Annotated in this window: 24 protein-coding genes, 1 tRNA gene and 4 pseudogenes; 10 read left to right on the plus strand and 19 right to left on the minus strand. The window is 34.0% G+C overall.

Translation table 11 applies throughout. The features are described 5' to 3' along the window. Positions 1 to 39: 39 nt before the first annotated feature. Positions 40 to 1,386, minus strand: a complete 1,347-nt coding sequence (locus tag AAHN03_RS05585) for a YhcG family protein (RefSeq protein WP_342278408.1) — start codon at positions 1,384 to 1,386, stop codon at positions 40 to 42. A 243-nt stretch (positions 1,387 to 1,629) separates the two neighbouring features. Here AAHN03_RS05585 and AAHN03_RS05590 point away from each other — a divergent pair, with 243 nt between their 5' ends. Both AAHN03_RS05590 and AAHN03_RS05595 read left to right on the plus strand, forming a co-directional pair. Next, positions 1,630 to 2,247, plus strand: coding sequence for a phosphotransferase-like protein (locus AAHN03_RS05590; protein ID WP_342278409.1), 618 nt, complete (start codon positions 1,630 to 1,632; stop codon positions 2,245 to 2,247). Next, positions 2,244 to 2,801, plus strand: a complete 558-nt coding sequence (locus AAHN03_RS05595) for a histidine phosphatase family protein (RefSeq protein WP_342278410.1) — start codon at positions 2,244 to 2,246, stop codon at positions 2,799 to 2,801. The genes AAHN03_RS05590 and AAHN03_RS05595 overlap by 4 nt, the downstream gene beginning before the upstream one ends. A gap of 300 nt (positions 2,802 to 3,101) precedes the next feature. Here the strand turns inward: AAHN03_RS05595 and AAHN03_RS05600 are convergent, their stop codons facing one another. The 4 genes and pseudogenes from AAHN03_RS05600 to AAHN03_RS05615 all read right to left on the minus strand — a co-directional run. Then, positions 3,102 to 4,772 (minus strand): IS1634 family transposase, encoded by a 1,671-nt coding sequence (locus AAHN03_RS05600; RefSeq protein ID WP_342278361.1) that lies wholly within the window; start codon positions 4,770 to 4,772, stop codon positions 3,102 to 3,104. 180 nt (positions 4,773 to 4,952) lie between these two features. Continuing rightward, positions 4,953 to 5,478, minus strand: a pseudogene (locus AAHN03_RS05605) (DDE-type integrase/transposase/recombinase); the annotation flags it as partial. A 91-nt stretch (positions 5,479 to 5,569) separates the two neighbouring features. Further along, the gene (locus tag AAHN03_RS05610) at positions 5,570 to 6,931 is read right to left on the minus strand and encodes an ankyrin repeat domain-containing protein (protein ID WP_342278411.1); all 1,362 of its coding nucleotides are present in this window, start codon (positions 6,929 to 6,931) and stop codon (positions 5,570 to 5,572) included. 257 nt (positions 6,932 to 7,188) lie between these two features. Further along, a pseudogene (locus tag AAHN03_RS05615) lies at positions 7,189 to 7,356 on the minus strand (transposase); the annotation flags it as partial. A 244-nt stretch (positions 7,357 to 7,600) separates the two neighbouring features. Here AAHN03_RS05615 and AAHN03_RS05620 point away from each other — a divergent pair. Then, positions 7,601 to 8,461, plus strand: a complete 861-nt coding sequence (locus tag AAHN03_RS05620; RefSeq protein ID WP_342278412.1) for a transposase — start codon at positions 7,601 to 7,603, stop codon at positions 8,459 to 8,461. 13 nt (positions 8,462 to 8,474) lie between these two features. Here AAHN03_RS05620 and AAHN03_RS05625 read toward each other — a convergent pair whose 3' ends face one another. Next, entirely contained in the window at positions 8,475 to 9,464 is a 990-nt protein-coding gene (locus AAHN03_RS05625) for an IS481 family transposase (protein ID WP_342278413.1), read from the minus strand. 318 nt (positions 9,465 to 9,782) lie between these two features. Next, positions 9,783 to 10,423, minus strand: a pseudogene (locus tag AAHN03_RS05630) (IS5 family transposase); the annotation flags it as partial. 114 nt (positions 10,424 to 10,537) lie between these two features. Between AAHN03_RS05630 and AAHN03_RS07705 the strand changes: the two are divergent. After that, entirely contained in the window at positions 10,538 to 10,753 is a 216-nt protein-coding gene (locus tag AAHN03_RS07705; RefSeq protein ID WP_410521363.1) for a hypothetical protein, read from the plus strand. A 146-nt stretch (positions 10,754 to 10,899) separates the two neighbouring features. After that, a tRNA-Ser gene (locus tag AAHN03_RS05635) sits at positions 10,900 to 10,990 on the plus strand. On the opposite strand, the gene AAHN03_RS05640 is transcribed toward AAHN03_RS05635, so the two are convergent. Continuing rightward, positions 10,952 to 11,428, minus strand: a complete 477-nt coding sequence (locus AAHN03_RS05640; RefSeq protein WP_342278414.1) for a hypothetical protein — start codon at positions 11,426 to 11,428, stop codon at positions 10,952 to 10,954. The two genes, AAHN03_RS05635 and AAHN03_RS05640, sit on opposite strands and share 39 nt — an antisense overlap. Further along, positions 11,388 to 11,894 (minus strand): recombinase family protein, encoded by a 507-nt coding sequence (locus AAHN03_RS05645; RefSeq protein WP_342278415.1) that lies wholly within the window; start codon positions 11,892 to 11,894, stop codon positions 11,388 to 11,390. Before AAHN03_RS05645 ends, AAHN03_RS05640 begins: the two co-directional genes overlap by 41 nt. A gap of 188 nt (positions 11,895 to 12,082) precedes the next feature. Here AAHN03_RS05645 and AAHN03_RS05650 point away from each other — a divergent pair, with 188 nt between their 5' ends. Beyond that, entirely contained in the window at positions 12,083 to 13,156 is a 1,074-nt protein-coding gene (locus AAHN03_RS05650) for a recombinase family protein (RefSeq protein ID WP_342278416.1), read from the plus strand. 328 nt (positions 13,157 to 13,484) lie between these two features. Here AAHN03_RS05650 and AAHN03_RS05655 read toward each other — a convergent pair whose 3' ends face one another. The 3 genes from AAHN03_RS05655 to AAHN03_RS05665 form a co-directional block, all read right to left on the minus strand. Further along, a complete protein-coding gene (locus AAHN03_RS05655; protein ID WP_342278417.1) occupies positions 13,485 to 15,329 on the minus strand; it encodes an AAA family ATPase in 1,845 nt (614 codons plus the stop codon). 323 nt (positions 15,330 to 15,652) lie between these two features. Beyond that, positions 15,653 to 17,605, minus strand: coding sequence for a hypothetical protein (locus AAHN03_RS05660; protein WP_342278418.1), 1,953 nt, complete (start codon positions 17,603 to 17,605; stop codon positions 15,653 to 15,655). A gap of 170 nt (positions 17,606 to 17,775) precedes the next feature. Further along, a complete protein-coding gene (locus AAHN03_RS05665; protein WP_342278419.1) occupies positions 17,776 to 18,195 on the minus strand; it encodes a hypothetical protein in 420 nt (139 codons plus the stop codon). Positions 18,196 to 19,435: 1,240 nt separating this feature from the next. Between AAHN03_RS05665 and AAHN03_RS05670 the strand changes: the two genes are divergently transcribed. The 4 genes from AAHN03_RS05670 (at position 19,436) to AAHN03_RS05685 (ending at position 22,819) form a co-directional block, all read left to right on the plus strand. Further along, positions 19,436 to 19,855: a hypothetical protein gene (locus tag AAHN03_RS05670; protein ID WP_342278419.1), complete on the plus strand. Its 420-nt coding sequence runs from the start codon at positions 19,436 to 19,438 to the stop codon at positions 19,853 to 19,855. 170 nt (positions 19,856 to 20,025) lie between these two features. Continuing rightward, positions 20,026 to 21,978 (plus strand): hypothetical protein, encoded by a 1,953-nt coding sequence (locus AAHN03_RS05675; protein WP_342278418.1) that lies wholly within the window; start codon positions 20,026 to 20,028, stop codon positions 21,976 to 21,978. Positions 21,979 to 22,237: 259 nt separating this feature from the next. Continuing rightward, the gene (locus tag AAHN03_RS05680; RefSeq protein ID WP_342278420.1) at positions 22,238 to 22,516 is read left to right on the plus strand and encodes a type II toxin-antitoxin system RelE/ParE family toxin; all 279 of its coding nucleotides are present in this window, start codon (positions 22,238 to 22,240) and stop codon (positions 22,514 to 22,516) included. A gap of 12 nt (positions 22,517 to 22,528) precedes the next feature. Next, positions 22,529 to 22,819, plus strand: a complete 291-nt coding sequence (locus tag AAHN03_RS05685) for a HigA family addiction module antitoxin (RefSeq protein WP_341757470.1) — start codon at positions 22,529 to 22,531, stop codon at positions 22,817 to 22,819. 151 nt (positions 22,820 to 22,970) lie between these two features. Here AAHN03_RS05685 and AAHN03_RS05690 read toward each other — a convergent pair whose 3' ends face one another. From AAHN03_RS05690 to AAHN03_RS05720, 7 genes and pseudogenes are all read right to left on the minus strand, one after another. Beyond that, positions 22,971 to 23,366, minus strand: a complete 396-nt coding sequence (locus AAHN03_RS05690) for a D-Ala-D-Ala carboxypeptidase family metallohydrolase (protein WP_342278421.1) — start codon at positions 23,364 to 23,366, stop codon at positions 22,971 to 22,973. Positions 23,367 to 23,377: 11 nt separating this feature from the next. Continuing rightward, complete coding sequence (locus tag AAHN03_RS05695; protein WP_342278422.1) at positions 23,378 to 23,668, minus strand: hypothetical protein; 291 nt, start codon at positions 23,666 to 23,668, stop codon at positions 23,378 to 23,380. Between the two features lie 7 nt (positions 23,669 to 23,675). Further along, positions 23,676 to 23,879, minus strand: coding sequence for a hypothetical protein (locus AAHN03_RS05700; protein ID WP_342278423.1), 204 nt, complete (start codon positions 23,877 to 23,879; stop codon positions 23,676 to 23,678). A 12-nt stretch (positions 23,880 to 23,891) separates the two neighbouring features. After that, on the minus strand, positions 23,892 to 24,116 hold the full coding sequence (locus AAHN03_RS05705) for a palindromic element RPE1 domain-containing protein (protein ID WP_342278424.1): 225 nt from the start codon (positions 24,114 to 24,116) through the stop codon (positions 23,892 to 23,894). Next, positions 24,101 to 24,436, minus strand: a complete 336-nt coding sequence (locus tag AAHN03_RS05710) for a DUF2793 domain-containing protein (RefSeq protein WP_342278425.1) — start codon at positions 24,434 to 24,436, stop codon at positions 24,101 to 24,103. Before AAHN03_RS05710 ends, AAHN03_RS05705 begins: the two co-directional genes overlap by 16 nt. Positions 24,437 to 24,444: 8 nt before the next feature. Then, entirely contained in the window at positions 24,445 to 24,666 is a 222-nt protein-coding gene (locus tag AAHN03_RS05715) for a hypothetical protein (protein ID WP_342278426.1), read from the minus strand. A 414-nt stretch (positions 24,667 to 25,080) separates the two neighbouring features. Continuing rightward, positions 25,081 to 26,141 (minus strand): annotated as a pseudogene (locus AAHN03_RS05720) (IS110 family transposase). Positions 26,142 to 26,165 lie beyond the last annotated feature (24 nt).

The following is a 26,165-nucleotide window of genomic DNA, read 5'->3' on the forward strand; positions in this document are numbered from 1 at the left end:
GATATATCTGAGTGATAATTTTCTAAAATTTTGCTTAAATTAAGATTTTAGTAATTTATTAGCTGATAATTTTAATTTCTTCAATGTCTTATGAAAAAATTTCTCAGCTGCTTTTAGATTGGTCATCATTTGGTCTACTGTTTTGACTATTTGGATAGCACTTTGTTGTATCTTGCTCGATTTAGGTAATTGTTGTTGTACTAAAACCCATTTTTCATAACAAACACTTATTTTTATATTGTTCTCTAACTCTTCTAATCCTGTACTAAATGATTTTATTTTTTGTTCTAGCAAGTTAATTGTAGATAGTAATTTATCCAAGGTTTCTTGATATTCACTAGTTTTCTGCTTAAAAGGCTCATTAGTAAAATCCTTGGACAATTCATCTTCCAACTCTTCAATGGTTGGTAGGGCAGTCTTAATATTTTCTGGCAAGCTTTCAGTCAACTTATATTCAGCAAGACCAATCGGCTTAGTCATGTCCCGCAGTGCATATTCAGCAAGTACTTGATCTTTGGTCTTACATAATATCAAACCAATGGATGGGTTATCTGTTGGGTGTTTTATTTGATCGTCAATTATAGATAAATAGAAATTCATTTTGCCGGCATGCTCTGGTTCAAATTCAACTGCTTTAATTTCGATTGCTATGAAACACCGAAGATTTAAGTGATAGAAGAGCAAATCTAGGTAATAATCTTTTTTACTAACTTTTAAATGATATTGACGTCCTATAAAAGAAAATCCGCTACCTAATTCCATAAGAAACTTTTCAATGTGTGCTATTAGGCTCTTTTCTATCTCTCTTTCATGTGCATCCTGACCTATACTTAAGAAATCAAAGGAGTAGGGATCCTTTAGAATTTGGTTAGCTAAATCTGATGTTGGAGATGGTAACTTTTCTTTAAAGTTGGTGATGGCTTTCCCGTGACGTTTATAAAGATTCATGTCAATCTGATGTATCATTACGGCACGTGACCAACCATACTGCACGGCTTGCTGCATATAAAAGATCCTTGCTTCCTGCTCTTTTACTCTTTCCATTAAAATAACATGATGATACCATGGCAATTCTCCAGCAACTTGCTGGAGAATTGTATAGTCCGTATATAGTTCAGCAAATCGACGCATATTATGTAAATTGGTAACACTAAAGCCTTTCATATCTGGAAATGCTTTTAACATATCTTTACTTAAATTATGAATAATTTTTGTACCCCAATCTTGATTACGTTGTTTCTGTAAAATCTCGCTACCAATATGATGGTATAAGATTATTAGCTCCTTGTTAACTGACAAAGCTGCCTTATAACGACTTATAGTTACACGGTCTTTTAACTGTTCTAAAAACTCTTTATATTCTGTAGTTATAATATTTTTATCCACGGTGGTTCTTAATTTATTGATTCCCTAACGTAATCACTATACCATTAATTCAGGATAATGATAACTCTTAAAAAAAAATGTGAGCAAGAGTAATGTATTGAGGAATGAAAAAAAATAAGCAACCTTGCAAAAATAATGAAAATTGCTATTAGTGGAGCATAAAAATCTGTTATATTTATTATATATAGTTAACCCTAGGAGGACACAGATTAGTAGCAATGAGAAAGAACAGCAAGATACCATATGAGTAAAATTATATTTTTAAATGGATGTGGCTCTGCTGGTAAAACATCTATCGCAAGAGCAATACAGTATTTAAGTAAGGATTCTTGGCTTACTTTTGGTATAGATACTTTTATTAGTATGACACCATTACCATGCTCATCTTATGATAAACCTGATGCTAGATATTTTACCTTTGTTCCGGGGATAAATGATCGTGGTTCAACCATGCGTGTTGAAACTAAGCCAAAGGGTAAGCAGCTCTTTGGTCTCATGCCGGATTTTGCCAATCTACTTGCAAGTCGTAATAATAACCTTATCATTGATGAAGTCTTATTTGAAGATGCTTGCCTCAAATCTTATATAAAAAGCTTGAATGGCTATATTGTCTATTTTGTCGGAGTTTTTTGTGATCTTTCAGTGATGCAAGAACGAGAAATTTTACGCTGTGATCGTGCTATAGGTTTATCGAATGACCAAATAGATAGAGTCCACGCAGGTAGCCTGCGAGAATATGATTTAACAGTTGATACCACGAGCAAGTCACCTTTTGAGATTGCCAAGCAAATTCTAGATTTTGTAGAGGAGAATCCTATGCCACAAGGTTTTATGACTATGCATGAGAGATTACAGTTATGACGCTTCCCTTAAAACCTTTTTATTTTTTACGTCATGGTGAAACAGATTGGAATAGACAGCATGTTTACATGGGTTCACAGGATATTCCTCTCAATCAAACTGGAGAAAACCAAGCACGGGAAGCTTCTCATATTCTTGGAAAAAAGGATATAAAGCATATTGTCACAAGCCCGCTTATAAGAGCATACAGGACTGCTGAGATCGTCAATGAAAAGCTAAAGGTTGATATTACAATTGTCCCGGAGTTAGCAGAATGTTATTGGGGTGAATATGAAGGTCAACCCATTGATAATAATATTCTGAAGAGATGGCTAGATGGCAATCCTCACCAAGGAGCAGAATATGTAAATGATTTTGACAAGAGAGTTTTGCGTGGTATTAATATTGCACTCAGCTTTCAAGAACCAGTTTTAATTGTTGCACATAGTGGAGTTTATTATGCTATCCAAAGACTTTTAGGATGGCCAATTATACATCTTAAAAATTGTTCTGCTATTTTTCACAGTCCACCAATCGGACAGAGTCAATCATGGTCTATATGTGAACTAAGTTAACCTCAGGTTAGTTGTGAGGAGGAGATTTATAAGTAATATCAAAATTCGTTACTGTGCAATGGAGGACATCTCTTGCATGTTACCTCTCGTGGAACAACTTGGGTATACTCTTCTGCTTTGAAGAATTGTTTTTTGAAAATATCATGGATTCGCATGCGTAACTATACTATATGTACGCCTAGCATGCTCACCATTCATTTTCAAATCCAATTCTCCCGACTTCCGCATTTTTTAATAAGGCATAAGCTTAGAAGGGTCATAGTGCTGGGATTTTTAAAATTTAGGCACAACATTATTTTGTTATTTTAAATATATTGCAGCATGGTCTGAACGTTTGATGTTAAAGGTTTTATAGATTTTTCTAGCTTCGTTTTTTATTGCACTTGGTAGTCTATAAAGATCACCAGTCTTTGTATGTCTTAAGATTGAATCCTGTACTGATATTAATAATTCAACGATGTTAGTTACACTGATCTTTTGGGTCAGAGCAACCTTGTATTCTATAGTTTTAAGCACTGCAAAACTCATATAACACACAGCTATGTGTGCTTCTATCCTTTGTTTAGTCCAGTGAAAAATTGGACGCATTTGTAAATTATGTTTATTGATTCTAAATTGCTCTTCAATTACCCATAATCTAGCATATTTTGCTATTGCTTCATGTGGAGTTATAGTCTGGTCATTGGTGATTACCCCATGTATGCCATCCCACAACGCATCCTGCTCTATCTTCTCTGCGTCAATATAGCTCTTGCCATTTTCACTAGAAGTATATTTTTTTACTCCACTATTAGATATAAGTTTTTTAGTACTACCAAACTCACCAATAGTCTTATTAATTTTATCTAAAATTTTTTGTCGCTCCTGTGCATCATTAATAGCCCTTTTAGATTTATAACTGGTAATTAGACGTTTACCATCATGCTCTAGATCGGCAATCCAAGTAAGATCATTGCCTATAACAGTAGGCTTATAGTTTTCCTCTGATAATATTTCTTCTTTCTTTTCTTTCTTGAGTGTTTTAAGCTTTGCTGCCACAATATAACGATAACCACCTTCATCGAGAGCTTGCAAGTTAGCTTTACTAAACATTGCACGATCAGCAATAAAACAGACATCTTTAACTTTAAGATACGCTTGCCAGCTGTTAATTGATTTAATTAAGGTGCTAACTTCTGCGGTATTACCACTAAACAGCTCATAGCCAAGTGGTAATCCATCCTCATTAGTTGCTAGGGCAAGAACTAGTTGGGTAGTATTAAAGCGATGATCTTTACTATAGCCAAAGGCTCTTAGCTCATCTATTTCTACTGATTCAAAGTATAGTGTAGTAACATCAAAAAATACTAGGCTAATCTCTTTATTAGGAATCAGGGTTAGGGTGTTTTTAAAGCATAATTCTTTAATTTTAGGTATTTGCTCATGTAATTTGTCCATCATCCGATAAGTAGCATCTAGATCATGATGCCTGTCAAATTGATCGCTTAAATACTCAACTATCCCTTTTTTACTATTTGGTCTTACCATACGGGCTAACACTAAATCCTTCAGCATCCCAGCGTCACGTTTCCTTGCTAGTAACTGGTTAAAATGCATTTGATCATAAACATGCCCCCCTATTTGATGCACTCCTTCAACAACTCGCTTGACTTCTACAACCTCATTTAGTTTTACTTCGTTAACAGGTAGAATATCTTTTAGCAGCTTGTTAGTTGGACGACCTCTTTTAACCTCGTTAGTATCATCAGTAAACAAATTCCCCTGCCCAGTTGCAGCTTCTCTCTCAGCTTTAATCTTGGCAATCAAATATTGTGCTAGGGCAACTAATTTAGCTTCTTCTACTTCATCTACGAAGACTCCTAAATGACGTACTATACGCTGTTTGACGTTACCTTTACTATCACGATAACCTTCCACTATTTGAATAGATTGCCTTGGACTATTAGGAGTTTTTTTACGACGTATGTACATATTAGGGCTATAAAATATGGGGCTATATTTAATTAATTAAATAATAAACAACATCGCAGTTAAAGTCAATAATAAAATATCTACTAGGCACAACAGAACGAGAGTACCACTTCACCTCCTTACTAATGCCACTTATAACAACTAATATCAAAAAATCTGCGGAAGTCAGGTAGAATGATCATATTTTTCACTAACTTCTTCATAGAGTGGAGTTTGATAAATCAATTCTATATATTTTCCATTTGGAGTTTTACCGCCTAAAGAGCTATGTGGTCTGTTCCAATTGTAATAATGTTCCCAATATCCTAATTCCTCAATAAGATCAGGGCTTTTAAGATCAATACTCGAATAGAACTCATCTAAGTCTGTTCGTTGAGTGCGTTCTACTTTGCCGTTTAAATGAGGAAAAGCTGGTTTAATAGGACGAAATTTAATAGCATATTCTTTTAAACGTTCCTAGACTTTATAAGCAAAAAATTCTTGTCCTCTATCAGTTTGAATACGTTGTATGGGAAATGGCATACGCTCCATAACTTGTTCTAAAAAATCTAAAGTATTTGTTGCAGTACGTCTTTTATATAAAGCCAAAACCTTATATCTAGTACAATCAATCTATAGCGGTATATTGGTATAAATTGTTAGCGATTTTGCACACGTCCATCTGTACCCTTTTTCTAGGAAGATTACAATTGTATCTTTTAGCTTGTTTACGCGCTTCTCATTCTGTATATAGGGTAGGTTCATACCATTATTTTAGCACATCCTAAAATTGAAACAATCTCTATGAATCATACATATTAATGGAGAGGATTATCTAGAACTAATCCTTGCAAAGTCACTAGTGTTGTGTCTTCTTGGTAACGTTCTATATCTTGTACTTGTTCTAGATATGTCTCTTCAACTAAACGATCCTCCTGTGCTTTTCTAGCTTGTTCAGCAGCAATCTTCTCCTCATCCTTACTACGCTGAACAATCAGATATTGCTGCAATGATATTTCCTCACCTTTCAGTAGTTTAATTACCGTTGCAATATCCTGATGTTCTAATATCATTGCTTTAAAGACTTGATCAACTTTAGAACCAAGCTGAGCTATTTCTATTTGCAGATTGGCATGCTGGGCTACCATTTTGATAATCTCATCATTACCGCTTCTTACAGCAATTTTCAGAGCAGATTCACCGTTATTAGTTAAAACTTCTGCACTGCTACTACCTAGTTGTAAAATCTTCTGCACTATTTCTGTTTTCTGAGCAGATATGGCAATTTGTAGCAGTGTATAACCAGCAAATTTTTGTGATAGAAGGCTACTATCATAAGATGATAATTTACTTATGGTAACAATATCATTTTGACCTATTGCCTCCACTACCGTACTAGCTAAATCCTGTCCTGTTGCCAGAACCTTTTTAATAAAGCTTTCATTACCATTATGTACTAATTGTTGTAATAAGGTTTTGCCTTCAACCGAGTAATTACAACAATTAGCCCCATAATATAGAGCTAATTCAAATAACTCATTATGTGTTTTCTTAATGGCATAATATGCTAACTCATCAGCATCAACTCCTAGAGATTTTATTATACTAATCATTGTCTCGCTGTCCGGCTTACCCCACAATTCAAAAAGAAAAAATGCTCGCTGCTTACCATCAGCTGATTGTAACTTCTCAAAAATAGCTTTCTCCTGCCCGCTCAGCCTATTTGCTATCTCCTTATTGACTAACTGTGTTTGGGTACATCTATTTGCAGCCTCTTGCTGTTTAACAGCGAAAGTAGAAGCAACTGACTTTTCTGTATCAATTTTCCCTTGTACTTGATTCAGTTCTATTGTAAGAGCCTTTATCTCTTCTCTTTCAATAGCCTCTAATCTTGCCTTTTCTTCAGCAATTGCTCGTTGTCTTGCCTGTTCAACTGCCACTGCTTGTTGCCTTGCCTGTTCCTCAGCAGCTTCCTGTTGTCTTAAACTATTAATTTGTGTTTCTAAGTCGTTAATTCTAACATTCGCCGTCGCCATATCTTGATCATATCGCCCTTGGTTAAACCTTGTCACTGTATGATTTGTTGATATTGTTTCAGTATAATAATATGATTCCTTATTAACACTGTGCTGAGCTTCCTCCTGTTGATGTAGAAGCTCTTGTATACGTTGTTTTGTCAAAATAGCCTCATCTTTAAATATAAAATTATTCCCGTACCTTTCCAGCCTAGATTAGAAATTCCTTATATGTACGCCTAGCACGCTCGCTTACCACTTGCACTTCTAGCCAACTCTTGAAATTCAACTGGTATACACGAAAGTAGCGAACTAATATTATTTTATATAGAATAATATAATTATTTTAATATGTAAAGTATTTTTAATAAAAAATAATGACCTGTTAATTATAATCTTAGATTTTAGAGCTTGTCCGCAAACTAAGTAATAGAAGTAATCCTACGAAGAAGTAATCGACTCATAGCCAAAAAAATTATATTTTCACTAGAATCAGTAAGAAAATCATATTCCTTGGAGAGCCTTCTATTTCTATTTATCCAAGCAAAGGTTCTCTCAACAACCCATCGCCTTGGCTGTACTTTAAACCCAACTTCCCTTTTAGCAATAGTTCTAGTGGTGTATTTTTTGGTCACACTACTGGACAAAAGAGATGGGGTGGTTGCAAGAGCTAGTAAATAGAGTATTTTAGATTGAACACAAAAAAATCTGTGGTACTCTATGTTACTAGCCGAATTACTATATAATCATTTTGAGATGAAAGATACAAGACTAAACACGTTCAAGGGCATAATAAAATCATTAATGTTGTGTCGAGGAAGCAAATATAAAAATATGGCAGAAGAAATAGAAGGAGATAAATTATTAGATTCAAAAATAAAAGCGGTATATAGATTTCTTCAAGAAGACAATATCAATATTGATGATTATTATAAGTTTATGAAAAATTATATTCCTCAAGGGAAAGTGGTTTTATCAATAGATAGAACCACTTGGGAATTAGGACAGGAGATAAGAAATATATTAGTATTGTCGGTATCATATAATAAAATTGCTATGCCATTAATATATAAAATAATTCCTTATAAAGGAGCATGTACGGCAGACGATCAAATTGCAGTAATATCGAAATTTATAGAGGAATTTGGTAAGGAAAAGATAGAGGGAATATTAGGAGATAGGGAATTTGATAATGAGAAATTAATTACCTATCTTCACAATAAAAATATTAATTATGCATTAAGGGTGAGAAGGACAAATAGAATAGTTAATAAAGAAGGTCAATGGATTAGGATCGATAGCATGAAAGAAATAAAGATAAGAAATTTTTCTACAAGGTTTTATTCTGTCCCAGTGAAATTTGATCATATCAAATTAGCAAGCGGAGAATATCTATCGATAGTGTATAGTAAGAACATGTCAAACGGATCTGAAATATATCGGAAGAGATGGGATATCGAGGCAGGCTTTAAAGGGTGTAAAAGTAATGGTTTTAGAATGGAAGATACGCATATAAAGAGTAAAGTACGATTAGAGAATTTTATAAAATGTTTATTTATAGCATATGCAATGGCAATAAAAATAGGAGCAATTGGAGAGCAAGAGCAACCGATAAAAATGAAGAAAACGCTAGGATGTAGGAGTTATTCTGTACTACAGTTAGGTATAAGATGTACTAGTTACGACTTAATCTGACAATAAGTAATAATCAGGCAGCTTGATAAGTAATAGCCAAGTTGTCTGATATTCTCTCTATATTACTAATATTTTTATCTTTAGCAATATAAAGTGAATCTCTAAAAGTTTGCATTGGTGTTTTACCAAAACAATGTTTACCTGAATGAGACCTTTCGTTATTATAATTTGTAAGCCAAGTATCTATATCAGCTTGTAACTCATCTAATGTATTATAGAGCTTTTTACGAAATAGAATGTGATAGCACTCTTCCTGCATAGTTTTGTGAAAACGCTCACATATACCATTAGTTTGAGGGCTATATGCTTTAGTTCTAGAATGATCTATATTCTCAATACCAAGATATAGTTGATAAGCATGATTCTCAGGTTTACCACAATATTCCGTGCCTCTATCTGTAAGTATTCGAAGCAAAGGGATATTATACTTTTCAAAAAATGGAATAACCCTATCATTCAAATGGTCTGCTGTAGTAATAGCTGTTTTCTCGGTATAAAGCTTACAAATAGCTACCCTAGAATAAGTGTCTACAAAGGTTTGTTGGTAGATACGTCCTATGCCTTTAATGTTTCCAACATAATAGGTATCTTGAGAGCCAAGGTAACTAGGATGCATGGTTTCAATCTCACCAGTTGCTTCACGTTTATTCTTGATTTTCTCAAGTGCAGCAAGTTGTGCATCACTCAAAATAATACCATCATTTGCAACTTTAGCATCCAATGCTTTTAGACGTTTTTTGAAATTCTCTAGATCATGACGTAGCCAAACAGACCTTACTCCACCTCCAGAGATAACGATACCTCTCCTACGTAATTCATTAGCAGTACGTTCCTGACCATAAGCAGGAAATTCAACAGCTATATTAACTACTGCATCCTCGATATTAGATGGAACACGATTCTTCAAACATGGCTTCTTTCTAGTCATCTCAAACAAAGATTCTGCTCCACCTTGCTCATGCAGTTCCTTATAGCGGTAAAATGTATCTCTGCTATAGCCCATTACTTTACAAGCTTGCTATACGTTTCCTAGTTGTTCTGCTAATTGTAATAAACCAATTCTTGGTTTTATAATTTTTTCTTGATATGTTGTCATCTGACAGTCTCCTTAATAAGAGGTTGTTAAAATTTGCTGGGTATGATTTTATTCCATATTTTCGTACCCAACAACTCCAAACTGTCAGATCAAGTCTTTACTTTTACATATAAGATCAATTAAACAAGCTTATAGTCGTTCTAAGCAATTTTTTGATTCCTTAATCATAAAATTGTTTAAGTTACACTTTGTGCAACCAACCTAACCTTTTTGTCCAGTAGTGTGATTTTTTGGTATCCAAAATCTGCACACTGGTCGTTTAACAATTTCTAAATCTATGTTATACTTTTCCTTAATGAGACCCTTTAAATCTTTAGACTGATACCCCATATCAGCCCACATTTGTTTAATAGTAGTGTACTCTTTTTGCATGTTACTGAGTAGCACTGTAGCTCCGTATCGATCATTCTCATTCGCAGAACCGACATAACAACCTAACACAAAGCCTTGTGTATCGGTAATAATATGCCTCTTTCTGCCCTTAATTTTCTTAGCTCCATCATAACCTTTAGCTCCACTTTTTCTGTTGTCTTAACAGACTGACTATCTATTATGCAAGCACTAGGATACTCATTTCTACCTAATTTTCTTCTAACATCCTTGATAAGTTCATGGTTCATACGTTCAAATACACCTTGCTTCTTCCATCTTCTAAATTGTTCATATACTGTCTTCCAAATTGGAAAGTCATGCGGCATATATCTCCACTGACACCCAGTACGTAATACATAAAAAATTGCATTCAAAATCTCTCTTTTGCTATGTTTTAAAGGTCTACCTCCCTTTACATACGATACTTGAAACAACCCCTCTATCCTTAACCATTCTTCATCTGTTAAATCTGTTGGATAATTTTTTCTGCTCATTCTTTTATACTTCTTACTAATAATACTTTGTTCACTTCATCATACCTTAATTTTAGTTTGCGGACAAGCTCTTACACCTAAACATAGAGTATTTGGAAAAGTGCTATATCAAAGATTGGTTCAGCTAAACTACGTAAAGCACTATACTTTCCTGCTATAGTAGCTAAAAATCATAACCCTATATTTAAACAATTTACCCAAAAGCTATCTAGTAAGGGTAAACCTACTAAGGTTATTATTGTTGCTATTATGCGTAAATTATTACATATTGTCTTTGGAGTAATTAAAAATAATTCTATCTTTAATCCTATTTTAGTCCTTGGCTCTTAAGACAGTATCAGAAGCCTAGTATACACATGTGCATCAACTATTGATTGTGACTTTTAAATTACCCTATTGAACTTATATAAAATAATTATAGAAATATAAACGATTCAATGCTATAAGTGACTCATAATATAATCATGTTATGATTTGGAGAGGTGGCCGAGAGGCTGAAGGCGACGGTTTGCTAAACCGTTATACGGGTTAACCGTATCGAGGGTTCGAATCCCTCTCTCTCCGCCATTCGGTACAAGTTGTCGTTTTTTCAAAAATATCGAACGGGAAACGTAGAGAGGTCTCAAGTTTTTTGCCCCTTAGTTTGAGGTTCTGAAATACGAAATTTATCATTTTGCGTTTTTGGGGCATTTCAGAACCTTTAAAAGTTTCATAGGCTTCAGATGCTAGAGTTATTAGCGTTGTAGCGGTATCAGTAAATTTATCGTCTGCTTCCTCATAAACTTTAATTAAACGAGCAATTTCATATTGGCGATCTTTTAATTGTTGTTTTTTTCTTTGAAATTCTTCTGTACTAAGTTCTCCATTGAGTCGCAAATCTATTAATGAATTTAATCTATTCTCATTTTCGGTATGTTCTTTCTTTAAAGCAGCTGTTGCTTGCCCATGCTCATCTTTCTTTAGCTCATTTGTGTTTTTTAAATAGGCTAGAGTCTCTTTTAGCATTTCTGGCTCTCTTATTACCTATTCTTTTAAAAACCTCTTCTACCTGCTTTAAAACCTCATCTTCTCTTACATAAATCTTTTTGTTTGGATTCTTTGGATCCCATGTACCTAAATAAGTCCATTCGTCCACTTTGCCATCTGAATATGTTTTGCTGTGAGTTTCAGCTGTTACAACTTTACCAGTTACTGCACAGGTGATTAATCCTCTAAAAAGAAAATCCTTACCACCATATTTAAAAGGCTTCTTCTTCCACCCTAAACGTACATCTTTACATGCCATAAAAGTCTCTTTTGTTATAATTGCTTGGTAACCATGTGACCACACCTCTCCTTTTACTCTCATTTCACCGTAATAAAATGGTTGTTGGATCATGCGATGCACTACTGTTTTATTGACGTAGCAATTGTTTTTGCTTCTAAGACCAAGCTCCTTAGCTTTTTCAGTCAAATAATTAAGAGTATACATTCCTGTTGCATATTCTTCAAAGAGTTTTTTTTATGATAGAACCTCTTACAGGATCGAGAATTACTATACTGTTTCCTCTTTCATCTCGACTATTTAGATAACCAAGAGGGGCTGGTCCTATCCACTCTCCTTTACGCAATTTATGATCTAGGCTTCTTTTAACGAGAAGAATCTCAGAAATTTCATTATTGGAAGAACCAATAAAAGCTGGTAAAATAGAATTACACTTTAGAATAGAAGGTTATGTAATAAACAAAGATTCTCAATCCCATGCAAGGCTAATGTGGGGGATGAACGTATTAATGGCACAATCTTACGTTGATAGTTTAAGTGATAACGTTAAAAGGAGTCTAGATCATAAATTACGTAAAGGACAATGGATAGGTCCAGCACCCCTTGGGTATCTAAATAGCAGAGACGCAAGTGGCAATAGTATAATAATTCTTGATCAGTCTAGAGCTTTTATTATCACAAAACTATTTGAAGAATATGCGAGCGGGATCTATACTCTTAGGTCTATGGTAAACATGGCTAAAGAATTAGGCTTAAGAAGTAAAAAGAATTGTCACCTAAATAAAACTGTTATACATCGTTTAATACAACAACCATTTTATTACGGTGAAATGAGAGTAAAAGGAGAGATGTGGTCACATGGTTATCAACCTATTATAACAAGAGAGATTTTTATGGCATGTAAAGATGTACGTTTAGGCTGGAAGAAGAAGCCATTCAAATATGGTGGGAAAGATTTTCTCTTTAGAGGATTAATCACCTGTGCTGTAACTGGCAAAATGGTAACATCTGAAATTCATAGTAAAACATATCCAAACGGTAAAGTGGATGAATGGATATATTTAGCTACTTGGGATCCACAGAACTTAGACAAGAAAATATATATAAGGGAAGATGAGGTTTTAAAGCAAATAGAAGAGGTTTTTAAAAGAATAGGTATAAGAGACCCGGAAATGCTAAAAGAGACCCTTGCATACCTAAGAAACACTAATGAGCTAAAAAAAACTGAGCATGACCAAGCAACCTCTATGTTAAAGAAAGAACATACCGAAAATGAGAATAGATTAAATTCATTAATAGATTTGCGACTCAATGGAGAACTTAGCACAGAAGAATTTCAAAGAAAAAAACAACAATTAAAAGATCGTCAATATGAAATTGATCGTTTACTAAAAACTTATGATGAAGCAGACGATAAATTTACTGATACCGCTACAACGCTAATAACTCTAGCATCGCAAGGCCTATGAAACTTTTAAAGGTTCTGAAAGCCCTCAAAAACGCAAAATGATAAATTTCGTATTTCAGAACCTTAAACGTCAGGGGCAAAAAACTTGAGACCTCTCTACGTTTCCCGTTCGATATTTTTGAAAAAACGACGACTTGTACCACAGTGGCGGGCTGCATGGTGTACGTTGCGAACTTTTTACCAATTTAGGTTAGAATTTTTGCAAATCCCTTTAAAGCCTAATTATAACAAAGCTCTAGCCTTAACAGGACTTTTATAGTTAGCCCCAAATAACCTAAAGAGTAAATTTTAGTCATAGGGGTAAAGAATTTATGTATGCAATATTTTTCTTAATCAATTTGGTATTTTAGCACTACTTTTTTGCCACAAAAGGCTATAGAGATTTTTACAATCTTCTTGACATGTTTGTGTCCTTTTACTTTAGCATCATATTGTTTATCTATAATTTGCTTTAAGCCTGTTTTTGCAATGGATTCTAAATTTTCAGCAGGTTTAGCTATTTTATATTCAATAATTAGTGCGTTATCTCTAAGTCCAGCTATAGGGATTAATATATGATCACATCTACCATATCCAGTTTCCTTATTTGATTCTATCATATATTGACTGACTAGGGGAGCAAGCAACCCTCCTATTAAATTATGGTAGTCCTTTTCATCCGTTAAATCATGATAACTAGTTGATCTTAACAAATACTCTTGTAATCTTTCTCCAAACTCACTGATTTGCTCAGTAATCAATAAACCAATAAAATTATCATATTCATTCATTTTTATGGTTAATTTTTTAGTGAGCCATTTTATTACCCTTTCTACATAGATGTTGCGTACTTCCTTATTAGGAATGGTTAAACAATATCTAGGGTCTTCTTTATTGTCATTAGCAAGAGTTGCGTTCAGATAACCAGTGAATAATAATAAGCTGTAAAATATATTTTGATTATCTTCAATTTCTTCTAAAGAAATTTGCTTATACAACTTCCTTACTATACCTTCTCCCTCTAACAGCTTGGTTAGATCTTCTTGTATTTCATCTGATACAAAAACTTTATCGATAATGCTAGTCCCACCACTATCTAGCCAATAGTGATCAAGCTCGCCCTCCCGTGCAAGACATTGCATAATTGACCATGGATTGTAGATGATCTCTCCACCAAAGGTGTAACCATTATACCAATTTTGAATTTCCTCAGGATTTGTTTTGGTTGGGACAACGGTTAATAGCTCATCAACTTCTGCTTGAGTGAAACCATAAAACTTAGCAAATTTTTTATCAAGTAAGGTATATTCAGTAACATTATTTAAATCAGAAAATAAATTAGCTTTAGCAATACGCAAGATGCCAGTTATTACTCCTTTCTCTAAGTAGGGATTCGTTTTCAAACTGCTACCAAGTATTCCTCTAAATAGCTTAAGAATTTGGTCAAACTCTTTTGTTTTATGTCCAAGTTCTAAATATGCATTATTAATTGGTGTATCATATTCATCTATTAATATGTATACTTTTTGATTAAAATGTTTAAACAATAGTTCGCTTAAGAAGCCTAAACTATCTTTAAGATCGTCTTTATTAAATTCTCCTGTAAAATATCGTTTTAGTTGTTCCTTTTGTACATCATCCAGTAAATTCTTATTTTTTGCTATATAATGTTTTAAATAACGATGTTTTACAAATAACTTAATAACTTGATTTCTTATCCCGTTCTCAATGTCTTGGTAACTGCTGCCCTTAACATCCTTGAAACTTATAGAAATAACCGGATATTGACCTTGGCGTTTCATGCTACTTGCTATGTCTGCAATTTTTAAGGACTTTAACTCTTTAGTTTCATCAAAACCTAAATCTACTGTACCTCCAAGGAATAATTTGTTATTTATCTTTTGTTCTAGTGGTAAAGGCTTGCCGTCCTGATCCACTTCTATTTCAAAAAACTTCTTGAGCATATCCATATTAAGGCTTTTACCCCAACGTCTTGGTCGAGCGATTAGGATAACCTTACCGCTATCTTCTAATAATTCTTTGATCATTAGACTTTTATCAACAAATACATCACTATTAACTACTAAGTCATAGAATTCATCCGTACCTACTAGCATTTTAGGCAGCTTATTACTCTCCTTAACAGTGTCAGCTCCCTTGAGATGTGTGTTAGTGTCTGAAAGTTCAACTATCATATTATTCAATTATATTTATGTTTTTGGTATTAAAATTTTTAGTTAAATTTTAATAAATTATTTTACCGATTAAGTTTTAATAAAATGTGGTAATATGCTGTTTCGATAAAAATATGATATAGTATAGATAAGTTTGATTCAATATAGAATTACATCTCGTGACAACATCATCTAATTATCATAATTGTGTTCATTTAAAAAAATATTGGATAACTAATTAAGGTCTTTTTCTAAACTAGGGTTTTAACAAATATTAATTAAAAAACCCAACGGACTTGGTAAAACGTATATTTGCAGCAAAACTGCTTTGCAATCTTTTAGCATTACAAATCACATTCTGAACCTGAGTCGCCAAGTAAATTGTTGGTAAATTCTTCATTTACCAAGTCATAATTGTAAAAATTGTGTTCCTGTGCTTTGGTGGCAAAATCTTGCCCTTGAGCAGCAGCATTAACCATAATATTACTAATTTTATTGTAAGCCGCAGCCTTAAAATTTTCATCCTTACTTAGGCTGAATGCGTGGTGATAATATTTTTTGGCTTGCTCAAATAAACCTATAGATTCAAAATACTCAGCCTGCTTTAGCATTATATCAGGATTCTCTGCATCTTGTTTTAGCCATGCTTTAAAACATTCTTTTATCCTAACCGCATTATTAATTACTTTATAGCAGTCAATCGCTTTAGCATATTCACCTTTGTTAAAAAATAGCTGACCAAGTTTCTCATATATTGTTGGTAGATGACTATTTGCCTCTATAGCTTTTACATAGTAAGCCAATGCCCCATTTTCACCATTCTGCTCAACTATATTAGCTAAGCAACTATAGGCTATAGCCTTAAGATTCTTGCAGGCAGGAGAGTCCGGATAATCCTCTAGATACTTTATAGCTTTATGATAATAAACTTGGTCAAGCCTATCTTCATCAATAGGCAAATTGCTAACTTGGTACTCAAGATTTTCTGTTACTTTAGCATGGCAAGCCGTTATTAACTCTGCAATCTTGGCATGATCAGGTAATTCAGCTTTACAGACACTAGCAAAGAATTTCACATATTCATATTGCTGCTGTAAACAATAACCATAGCTTTGTATCTGATGCTGAAGCTGAATATTACCCGGTTCAGCATATTCAGCAAAAATCTCTAATGCTTGCTGCAAGATTATTATGGCATGTGGTATGCTTACAATTTGATCATAGTTAAGTACTTTCTGTAACTTTGATAATAACTCCAGCTCTAGAAAATATTCATCTTTATTATGCCTTGGCAGTAGGTTATTGTAATGAATTGATGATGGAATCCAATCTTTGACAAGATGATAGTTCTCAGAAAATGCATTGAGTGAATTAGCATCTGAGCATTTAGTTGCATTACCAATAGCCTTAACTATCACCTCTAATAGTTGATTAAAATTATTACTAGCAGTATTTAACAGATGAGATGAACACTCCTTAGCTTCCTTAGAAATAGTTATGTTGATCATATCACCTTTAGCGTCAGAATATTTGGATGATGAATCTATTGCCGCAAGTAAATCAGGTACAACTAACTCACCTTCGTCAGTTGGTTTATAGAATAGATGTATTGAGCCATTATCTTTGAGCTTATTAATCAGTGCCTTATGCCCCTCTGTTGCCCCTTGATTATCTTTTAATATTTTATCTATAGAGTTTTTAATATGCTGAATATTTTTGTTTGGTGGTACATGAGTAAATACTAAAGATATGCTGCCCTTTATAAATTCAATATTATTAAAACTTTTTATAAAATTAGATAACGTTTCAAGGAAATCACTACCTCTATTACTCCTTAAATATGATTCATCTACCACCAACACAAATTTTAGCTGTTCTGTAGTTTCAAAGAGCCTTTTAATATAGAAGCTGTTAGCAATTTCCTGAACAGGATCAGTGTCATTAAAGCCAGGGCAATCCCAAATGATTAGGTTTTTATCTTTAGCAAAACATTTATTAGGAATCTTAGTCTCGGAAGCCATTTTATGACCAATGACAATATCATTAAATGGTTGCTTTGCTTCAATAACCATCTCGTTAGTTTCATCATCAAAAATCGCCTGTAGCTCCCTGCCACTAAACACATGAGCGAGTGTAGTCTTGCCAGCTCCAGTATTACCAAGCAGCAATATCCCATTCTTACCATGTTCCTGCAGGCGGTCATTACCATCTCGGATTAAATTCGATACTTGCTTGATAGTAGCCTGATCATCATTATCAAACTGATTATCCCCATCTGTTACCTCAAATAATTTCACAACAGCTATCTCTGGGACATATTCTTTTACTTTTGCCTCCTCTAGGGCTTTTAATTTAGCTGCTTCTTCTATTGCCTTAGCTTCCTCTTGCTCTCTAAGCTTTGCCTCTTGCGCAAGTCTCTCAGCTTCTTGTCTAGCTTTTTCATCTGCCTCTGCTTGTTGTTGCTGTTTTAGTATCTTAGCGGCTTTTGAAGGTTAAGAGTAGTAATAGATTTATGATCCTTTAAGCCTTCTGCTAGCGATTTCGCTCCTGCATCTCCTATCTGGTTTTGTATAAGATGAAGATCAATAATAGATTTAAGATCCTTTAAGGCTTCTGCTAGACCTTTTGCTCCTGCCTCTCCTATCTGGTTATTACCAAGGTTAAGAGAAGCAATAGAGTGATTAATCTTTAAGGCTTCTGCTAGTGTCTGCACTCCAGCATCTCCTATTTGGTTACCATAAAGGGAAATAGTAGTAATAGATTTATTATCCTTTAAGGCTTCGGCTAGCTCCTTTACTTCAGCATCTCCTATCTGTTTATTATAAAGGTAAAGATAAGTAATAGAGTTATTTCTTATTTGTTGTATAATAGTGTTGTCTAATGGCATTTTTTCCTCTCTTTTATTTAGGTCAAAAGTGATAAGTACTTAGTAGTTATCAATAAAGTACTGTTATTCGATCTGTATCGCCGACATTAGCATAGTCTTTTATGTCATATAACTAATCCGACTAATATTACTCCATCTATTAGCAAGAAGCCGCTTTGTGACAATGAAGCAGTTGTAAGTTGTTATTCTTAGCAACGGCAGGAATTTAGATACCTGCTTTCGCAGGTATGACACAAAACAGGATTGCCTCATCTTCTCTCAATGATATTTTTTTAGACTTACACAGTCCTATTCTATTATTAAAGTCATATGCTTTATATAAAATATATGATATATTTTATATAAAGCATATTTATAAAAAATTTGTGGGAATATAAAATTTGGCGGCAATAAAATATGATGTAAATTGTGATTTTTTATGATATAATAACTTCCCTACAATATAGCTACCTTGGAACTTAGGTAGCCGAGTTGGTAGAGATAATCTGAAAAACCTAATAAACCGGATTCCTAGTAATGTTAGAGAGCTAAAATACATCATCTATGTTAATAGTCAGGACAACCTAAGAATAGCAAAGATTTAAGCCTAACCTCGCTCGCAGTTATTATATGCAATTTCGCTTCCTCTACCTGATTCGGTATAAAAATCTTCTCGCCCAAGTGAAATTTAGCGATATCCGGTAAATGATCACTATTACTTGCGTAAACATTTTGCATGATTTTTTTAAGATTTTCGATATCTTTTGACTTGTTAAATTTGACAACAACTCTTCGCATATAATCCCCTGTAGTATCTGTATTGCAGGGAAGTTATTATATCATAAAAAATCACAATTTACATCATATTTTATTGCCGCCAAATTTTATATTCCCACAAATTTTTTATAAATATGCTTTATATAAAATATATCATATATTTTATATAAAGCATATGACTTTAATAATAGAATAGGACTGTGTAAGTCTAAAAAAATATCATTGAGAGAAGATGAGGCAATCCTGTTTTGTGTCATACCTGCGAAAGCAGGTATCTAAATTCCTGCCGTTGCTAAGAATAACAACTTACAACTGCTTCATTGTCACAAAGCGGCTTCTTGCTAATAGATGGAGTAATATTAGTCGGATTAGTTATATGACATAAAAGACTATGCTAATGTCGGCGATACAGATCGAATAACAGTACTTTATTGATAACTACTAAGTACTTATCACTTTTGACCTAAATAAAAGAGAGGAAAAAATGCCATTAGACAACACTATTATACAACAAATAAGAAATAACTCTATTACTTATCTTTACCTTTATAATAAACAGATAGGAGATGCTGAAGTAAAGGAGCTAGCCGAAGCCTTAAAGGATAATAAATCTATTACTACTATTTCCCTTTATGGTAACCAAATAGGAGATGCTGGAGTGCAGACACTAGCAGAAGCCTTAAAGATTAATCACTCTATTGCTTCTCTTAACCTTGGTAATAACCAGATAGGAGAGGCAGGAGCAAAAGGTCTAGCAGAAGCCTTAAAGGATCTTAAATCTATTATTGATCTTCATCTTATACAAAACCAGATAGGAGATGCAGGAGCGAAATCGCTAGCAGAAGGCTTAAAGGATCATAAATCTATTACTACTCTTAACCTTCAAAAGCCGCTAAGATACTAAAACAGCAACAACAAGCAGAGGCAGATGAAAAAGCTAGACAAGAAGCTGAGAGACTTGCGCAAGAGGCAAAGCTTAGAGAGCAAGAGGAAGCTAAGGCAATAGAAGAAGCAGCTAAATTAAAAGCCCTAGAGGAGGCAAAAGTAAAAGAATATGTCCCAGAGATAGCTGTTGTGAAATTATTTGAGGTAACAGATGGGGATAATCAGTTTGATAATGATGATCAGGCTACTATCAAGCAAGTATCGAATTTAATCCGAGATGGTAATGACCGCCTGCAGGAACATGGTAAGAATGGGATATTGCTGCTTGGTAATACTGGAGCTGGCAAGACTACACTCGCTCATGTGTTTAGTGGCAGGGAGCTACAGGCGATTTTTGATGATGAAACTAACGAGATGGTTATTGAAGCAAAGCAACCATTTAATGATATTGTCATTGGTCATAAAATGGCTTCCGAGACTAAGATTCCTAATAAATGTTTTGCTAAAGATAAAAACCTAATCATTTGGGATTGCCCTGGCTTTAATGACACTGATCCTGTTCAGGAAATTGCTAACAGCTTCTATATTAAAAGGCTCTTTGAAACTACAGAACAGCTAAAATTTGTGTTGGTGGTAGATGAATCATATTTAAGGAGTAATAGAGGTAGTGATTTCCTTGAAACGTTATCTAATTTTATAAAAAGTTTTAATAATATTGAATTTATAAAGGGCAGCATATCTTTAGTATTTACTCATGTACCACCAAACAAAAATATTCAGCATATTAAAAACTCTATAGATAAAATATTAAAAGATAATCAAGGGGCAACAGAGGGGCATAAGGCACTGATTAATAAGCTCAAAGATAATGGCTCAATACATCTATTCTATAAACCAACTGACGAAGGTGAGTTAGTTGTACCTGATTTACTTGCGGCAATAGATTCATCATCCAAATATTCTGACGCTAAAGGTGATATGATCAACATAACTATTTCTAAGGAAGCTAAGGAGTGTTCATCTCATCTGTTAAATACTGCTAGTAATAATTTTAATCAACTATTAGAGGTGATAGTTAAGGCTATTGGTAATGCAACTAAATGCTCAGATGCTAATTCACTCAATGCATTTTCTGAGAACTATCATCTTGTCAAAGATTGGATTCCATCATCAATTCATTACAATAACCTACTGCCAAGGCATAATAAAGATGAATATTTTCTAGAGCTGGAGTTATTATCAAAGTTACAGAAAGTACTTAACTATGATCAAATTGTAAGCATACCACATGCCATAATAATCTTGCAGCAAGCATTAGAGATTTTTGCTGAATATGCTGAACCGGGTAATATTCAGCTTCAGCATCAGATACAAAGCTATGGTTATTGTTTACAGCAGCAATATGAATATGTGAAATTCTTTGCTAGTGTCTGTAAAGCTGAATTACCTGATCATGCCAAGATTGCAGAGTTAATAACGGCTTGCCATGCTAAAGTAACAGAAAATCTTGAGTACCAAGTTAGCAATTTGCCTATTGATGAAGATAGGCTTGACCAAGTTTATTATCATAAAGCTATAAAGTATCTAGAGGATTATCCGGACTCTCCTGCCTGCAAGAATCTTAAGGCTATAGCCTATAGTTGCTTAGCTAATATAGTTGAGCAGAATGGTGAAAATGGGGCATTGGCTTACTATGTAAAAGCTATAGAGGCAAATAGTCATCTACCAACAATATATGAGAAACTTGGTCAGCTATTTTTTAACAAAGGTGAATATGCTAAAGCGATTGACTGCTATAAAGTAATTAATAATGCGGTTAGGATAAAAGAATGTTTTAAAGCATGGCTAAAACAAGATGCAGAGAATCCTGATATAATGCTAAAGCAGGCTGAGTATTTTGAATCTATAGGTTTATTTGAGCAAGCCAAAAAATATTATCACCACGCATTCAGCCTAAGTAAGGATGAAAATTTTAAGGCTGCGGCTTACAATAAAATTAGTAATATTATGGTTAATGCTGCTGCTCAAGGGCAAGATTTTGCCACCAAAGCACAGGAACACAATTTTTACAATTATGACTTGGTAAATGAAGAATTTACCAACAATTTACTTGGCGACTCAGGTTCAGAATGTGATTTGTAATGCTAAAAGATTGCAAAGCAGTTTTGCTGCAAATATACGTTTTACCAAGTCCGTTGGGTTTTTTAATTAATATCTATTAAATTGAAACTATAAAATTCAATTGGTAACTACTTTGTTTGTTCGTCTAAGTTATAAATTTAGTTTTATTTGCAATTGAACCGCCTTGCTTTTTATTCATATCCTAGTTTAGGATAGATAATTAGCTTGATAACTATAACGTTATATGTTACAATCATAATAAGGTAATATTATTTATGATATGATCAAAACTTTCAGCCATAAGGGTCTAAACAATTTCTTTAATAATGGCGATACTACAAAAATACAAAGTGATCATATAAAAAAACTCAGGCTGTTACTGGCTAACTTAAATGCTGCAACTAAGGTAGAAAACATGAATTTACCAAGACTCGGACTGCACAAGCTGCAAGGTAATATGAAAGACTTTTGGTCAGTTAAAATTAATGGTAACTGGCGTCTGATATTTCGTTTTAGTAATGGAGATGCCTATGACGTTGATTATTTGGATTATCATTAAAGCGAGGTATATATGTTCAATCCCCCACACCCGGGTAGTATATTAAAAGAATTATATTTAGAACCTTTAAATTTAACTGTCACTGAGGCATCTCTATCGCTTGGAGTTACCCGTAAAACTTTATCATTTCTAATCAATGAAAAATCTAGCATTAGTTCTTCTATGGCTATTCGTTTATCTACAGCATTTCCAAACACAAGCCCTGAATACTGGCTTAATCTTCAGCAACAGTATGATATATGGAATGCCAAAAAAAATATTGATGTTTCCCATGTTAAAATATTACTTCACATGTCTGCTTAAATTAGATTTATAACTTTTTTGTAAATTGTAATGTGTGTACTAGGTTCTGTTAATATTTTGATACATTCACTTATAATACAAGAAACGTCTGAGTAATCCCATCAATTCTTAAGAGCAAAAGAATATAATAATTACTTGAACTGTGTGTAATTTAATAAAGAAAAATTGTTTGTTTCAGGTTTGTATAATCAATCCGTCTATCCAAATGGGTGAAGTTTTTGTTGATGCCGATGGACCAGCCTAGCTGCCAAGCAAGTGAGATAAGGTTTCCTTTAATGGTGTTGTCTGAAGTAGCTACATCAATAGCACAGCAGCCGGTAAAGCCATAACGTGGATAGTCGTAGATGTGGAAAGAATTTGGTACACCGCCGATTTTGCGGTTGTATTCTTTAGAACGACAGGTTGAGATAAGCTGCATGGGACAGTTAAATTTGCTACGCAAGGCAACTAATTTTTCAGCAAAACCTGCAGCTAAAATGATTTGACCAGTTTGCCTGCAGGCTAGCTCTTGGTGAGTAAAGTATGGTAGGTAGTATTTGCTGTTCATACTATTATTATTTATTTAAGCAATATTATCTTTACGCCTTCCCACAAGGTTACAGCTGCTGTCCCTATGGTTACTGAAATTACAGCCCGTATCAGCATGTGACTTGATTCTTCTGAGCGTTTGCGAAGTTTCCTTAAAAAATGAAAATCACATTGTACTTCTTGTTGGTTGTCCATATCTGCACCAAAGGACTTTAATGCACTTATCACGCCTTTCTCTATGGCTTTTTCAAGATGTACCTCTATACTTAATAATATTTCTCTTCTTAAGACTTCGCATATGCGTTTTTCTGTGAATCTCATGAGAATATTATTTTTGACGTTTGTTTTTTCTACCGCCTATAGGAGTGTTAGTAAGAAACCGTAAGACAATATTGACAAGGGATACAATTGTGATAGTAATTGCAGTTTGATGCTCTTTTGGTACTTCAATACCATGCTCACTAGCAAGCCAACTTGCCACTATTGCTACTATATTGAAGGTAATAGTTTTAAAACCTTGTAGTATGTTCATAATAATTTCTCATTAGTTGTTATTATATCTCTTTCGAAACTCTACTTCTGCTGGTAATTTATTCGTGCTACCGGTACTCTGCTCCTCACGTACATCATCGTCCGCTGCGGTTCGCAGTGAAGTGGCTTCTTTAAATTCCTCAGCATAAGCGAGTTTCAAAAGAGATATGTTGTTTAGATTAGAATTTTGGTTAAGGGTTAGATTTAGATTGAGAATTTGGACTATGATTTTATCCAACTATTTCCATCGAAGCGGTATTTGCTGCCATTACTATCAAGTGTTACTTCCAGCCATTTAGGAGCAGTAACAAACTTCCAACCAATCTCCAACTTTTGGGCTATTTTATTTGCATGGCTGATAAACTCACCTTGAGGATGTTGACTAACTATGTAGAGCTGTCCAGTCATTGCATCTTGAGGTGGCATAGCTACTTGAGTAGCTTCTACCACTGGATTAATGAGGATATCGAGTAAAGTTAGTGCTTCGTTATGAGTAATCTCCTTTTGTGCCTGCCCACTATGGATATAGGGTAGCTTTAACCTAGAAGTGTAAGACATAGTAATTTTTAGAGCAACGTTAAAGTTGTCCCATAGCCTCTGCCGATTTGGCTGGAGAGTTGGTAAATGCTGGCGTTTAAGTTTACCGGTATCTCTGATGCATAGGCAAAATCAGCTGTTTGTGCTTGTTTGCTGTATATAACATTTGGGCTTGAGGCTTCAAGGGTTCTAATAACATTATTACCACTTTTAATATCAACCTGATATTTTTCAAACTCTTCGCCACTCATCTTCGAGATAAATATGAGCAGAAATTATGCTATAGAACGTGAGTATTATGCGACGAGTGGAGTGTAGAATTAAATTCTCGTTACTGACTACATGTATGGACCTCCTGTAAAATGCAAGAAAAAAATAACATCTAATAGCAAAAATGCAAATGCATACATGTATCCGGCTTATAGTTAATAAATTATGTATAATTTATCCTACAGCCCTGATGGAATTCGCTGGCTTACAAACTATATACTTATCATTTTATCGGCTTCAAAGAGCCATTGTAGTCATCAGTTTCTTTGTAAGCTAAGGTTTGTCTTATTTACCATCAATATTATTATCTCACGCATATTCCGGGTTGGAATCTCTTACATATTCTTTGTTTACCTATTAATTAATAAACCACTATTTATTTTATTTTATGTTAATTATAATAGCTCTATGCTACAAACTTTACTCTCTACATAATCATCCCCTGACCTTAGTACTGCAAACACCACTCTTGCCAGTTTATTAGCTACAGCAACTACTGTTTTATTATGTCCATTTCGCTCAGATAAATTAAACATCCACTGCGTAAATTTGCTAAAATCTTTTTTAGATTTTTGTTCTTCCGATGTAAATCTTATCTTGGCATTTAGTACAGCTCTAGCTCCTTGGATCAATAGAGTACGCAAGTAAACATCACCTCGCTTGCTAATTCCAAGCAACTTATCTTTCCCTCCACTGGAATGCTGCCTTGGCACTAATCCAAACCATGCCGATAATTGCCTACCATTCTCAAAACTTGTAGCATTACCTATTGATGCTATTAAAGCAGTAGCAGTAATTAAACCAAGACCAAGTATAGCTGTTAATCGTTGATATTGAGTTAAGTTGCTAGCTATTATTTTTAATCTTTTTTCTATCTCTTTTATTTTTTTGTCATTATCCAAAAATTCCTCTTTCAGTTCACTAAATGTTTGATAACCCAGCTGGCTTAAATTTCCTTCATCTGAAATCTCGGTTAATTTTGTCATAACCTTATTGATCCCTTGAGGAATAATAAACCAAATTCATGTAGTAGACCCCTAATTTCATTAGCAAGGGCAGTACGATTTTTTACCAATCTCTCTCTTACTCGATGAATTGATAAAATATCTTGTTGTTCTACAGTTCTAATTGGTACAAACCTCATATTTGGTCTTGTTACCGCTTCACATATAGCTTCTGCATCAGCTTGATCATTTTTATTAGTTTTAACATACGGTTTGACAAATTGTGCTGCCATTAGTTTTACTGTATGCCCCAATTTAGTTATTTCTCTTGCCCAGTAACTAGCTCCGCCGCAAGCTTCCATCCCTACCAAACATTTTGGTAAATTAGCCATAAATGTTAAAACTTGATCTCTCATTAATTTTTTCTTTAATACCGTCTTACCATTTTTATCTACACCATGAATTTGGAAAATTCTTTTTGCAATATCTATACCAATTGTGGTAACTTCCATCTTAGCCTCCTGATTGTTATTTTA

This window comes from Candidatus Tisiphia endosymbiont of Myopa tessellatipennis, assembly GCF_964031105.1.
Lineage (GTDB): Bacteria > Pseudomonadota > Alphaproteobacteria > Rickettsiales > Rickettsiaceae > Tisiphia.

Excerpts from the sequence above, each read along its gene's own strand:
- AAHN03_RS05695 (WP_342278422.1), bottom strand. The coding sequence starts at position 23,668 with ATGAGATTCACAGAAAAACGCATATGCGAAGTCTTAAGAAGAGAAATA.
- AAHN03_RS05680 (WP_342278420.1), top strand. The coding sequence starts at position 22,238 with ATGATCAAAACTTTCAGCCATAAGGGTCTAAACAATTTCTTTAATAAT.
- AAHN03_RS05670 (WP_342278419.1), top strand. The coding sequence starts at position 19,436 with ATGCCATTAGACAACACTATTATACAACAAATAAGAAATAACTCTATT.
- AAHN03_RS05690 (WP_342278421.1), bottom strand. The coding sequence starts at position 23,366 with ATGAACAGCAAATACTACCTACCATACTTTACTCACCAAGAGCTAGCC.
- AAHN03_RS05715 (WP_342278426.1), bottom strand. The coding sequence starts at position 24,666 with ATGAGTGGCGAAGAGTTTGAAAAATATCAGGTTGATATTAAAAGTGGT.
- AAHN03_RS05625 (WP_342278413.1), bottom strand. The coding sequence starts at position 9,464 with ATGGGCTATAGCAGAGATACATTTTACCGCTATAAGGAACTGCATGAG.
- AAHN03_RS05590 (WP_342278409.1), top strand. The coding sequence starts at position 1,630 with ATGAGTAAAATTATATTTTTAAATGGATGTGGCTCTGCTGGTAAAACA.
- AAHN03_RS05700 (WP_342278423.1), bottom strand. The coding sequence starts at position 23,879 with ATGAACATACTACAAGGTTTTAAAACTATTACCTTCAATATAGTAGCA.
- AAHN03_RS05685 (WP_341757470.1), top strand. The coding sequence starts at position 22,529 with ATGTTCAATCCCCCACACCCGGGTAGTATATTAAAAGAATTATATTTA.
- AAHN03_RS05600 (WP_342278361.1), bottom strand. The coding sequence starts at position 4,772 with ATGTACATACGTCGTAAAAAAACTCCTAATAGTCCAAGGCAATCTATT.
- AAHN03_RS05710 (WP_342278425.1), bottom strand. The coding sequence starts at position 24,436 with ATGTCTTACACTTCTAGGTTAAAGCTACCCTATATCCATAGTGGGCAG.
- AAHN03_RS05645 (WP_342278415.1), bottom strand. The coding sequence starts at position 11,894 with ATGTATACTCTTAATTATTTGACTGAAAAAGCTAAGGAGCTTGGTCTT.
- AAHN03_RS05620 (WP_342278412.1), top strand. The coding sequence starts at position 7,601 with ATGGCAGAAGAAATAGAAGGAGATAAATTATTAGATTCAAAAATAAAA.
- AAHN03_RS05655 (WP_342278417.1), bottom strand. The coding sequence starts at position 15,329 with ATGATAGTTGAACTTTCAGACACTAACACACATCTCAAGGGAGCTGAC.
- AAHN03_RS05665 (WP_342278419.1), bottom strand. The coding sequence starts at position 18,195 with ATGCCATTAGACAACACTATTATACAACAAATAAGAAATAACTCTATT.
- AAHN03_RS05595 (WP_342278410.1), top strand. The coding sequence starts at position 2,244 with ATGACGCTTCCCTTAAAACCTTTTTATTTTTTACGTCATGGTGAAACA.
- AAHN03_RS05640 (WP_342278414.1), bottom strand. The coding sequence starts at position 11,428 with ATGCTAAAAGAGACTCTAGCCTATTTAAAAAACACAAATGAGCTAAAG.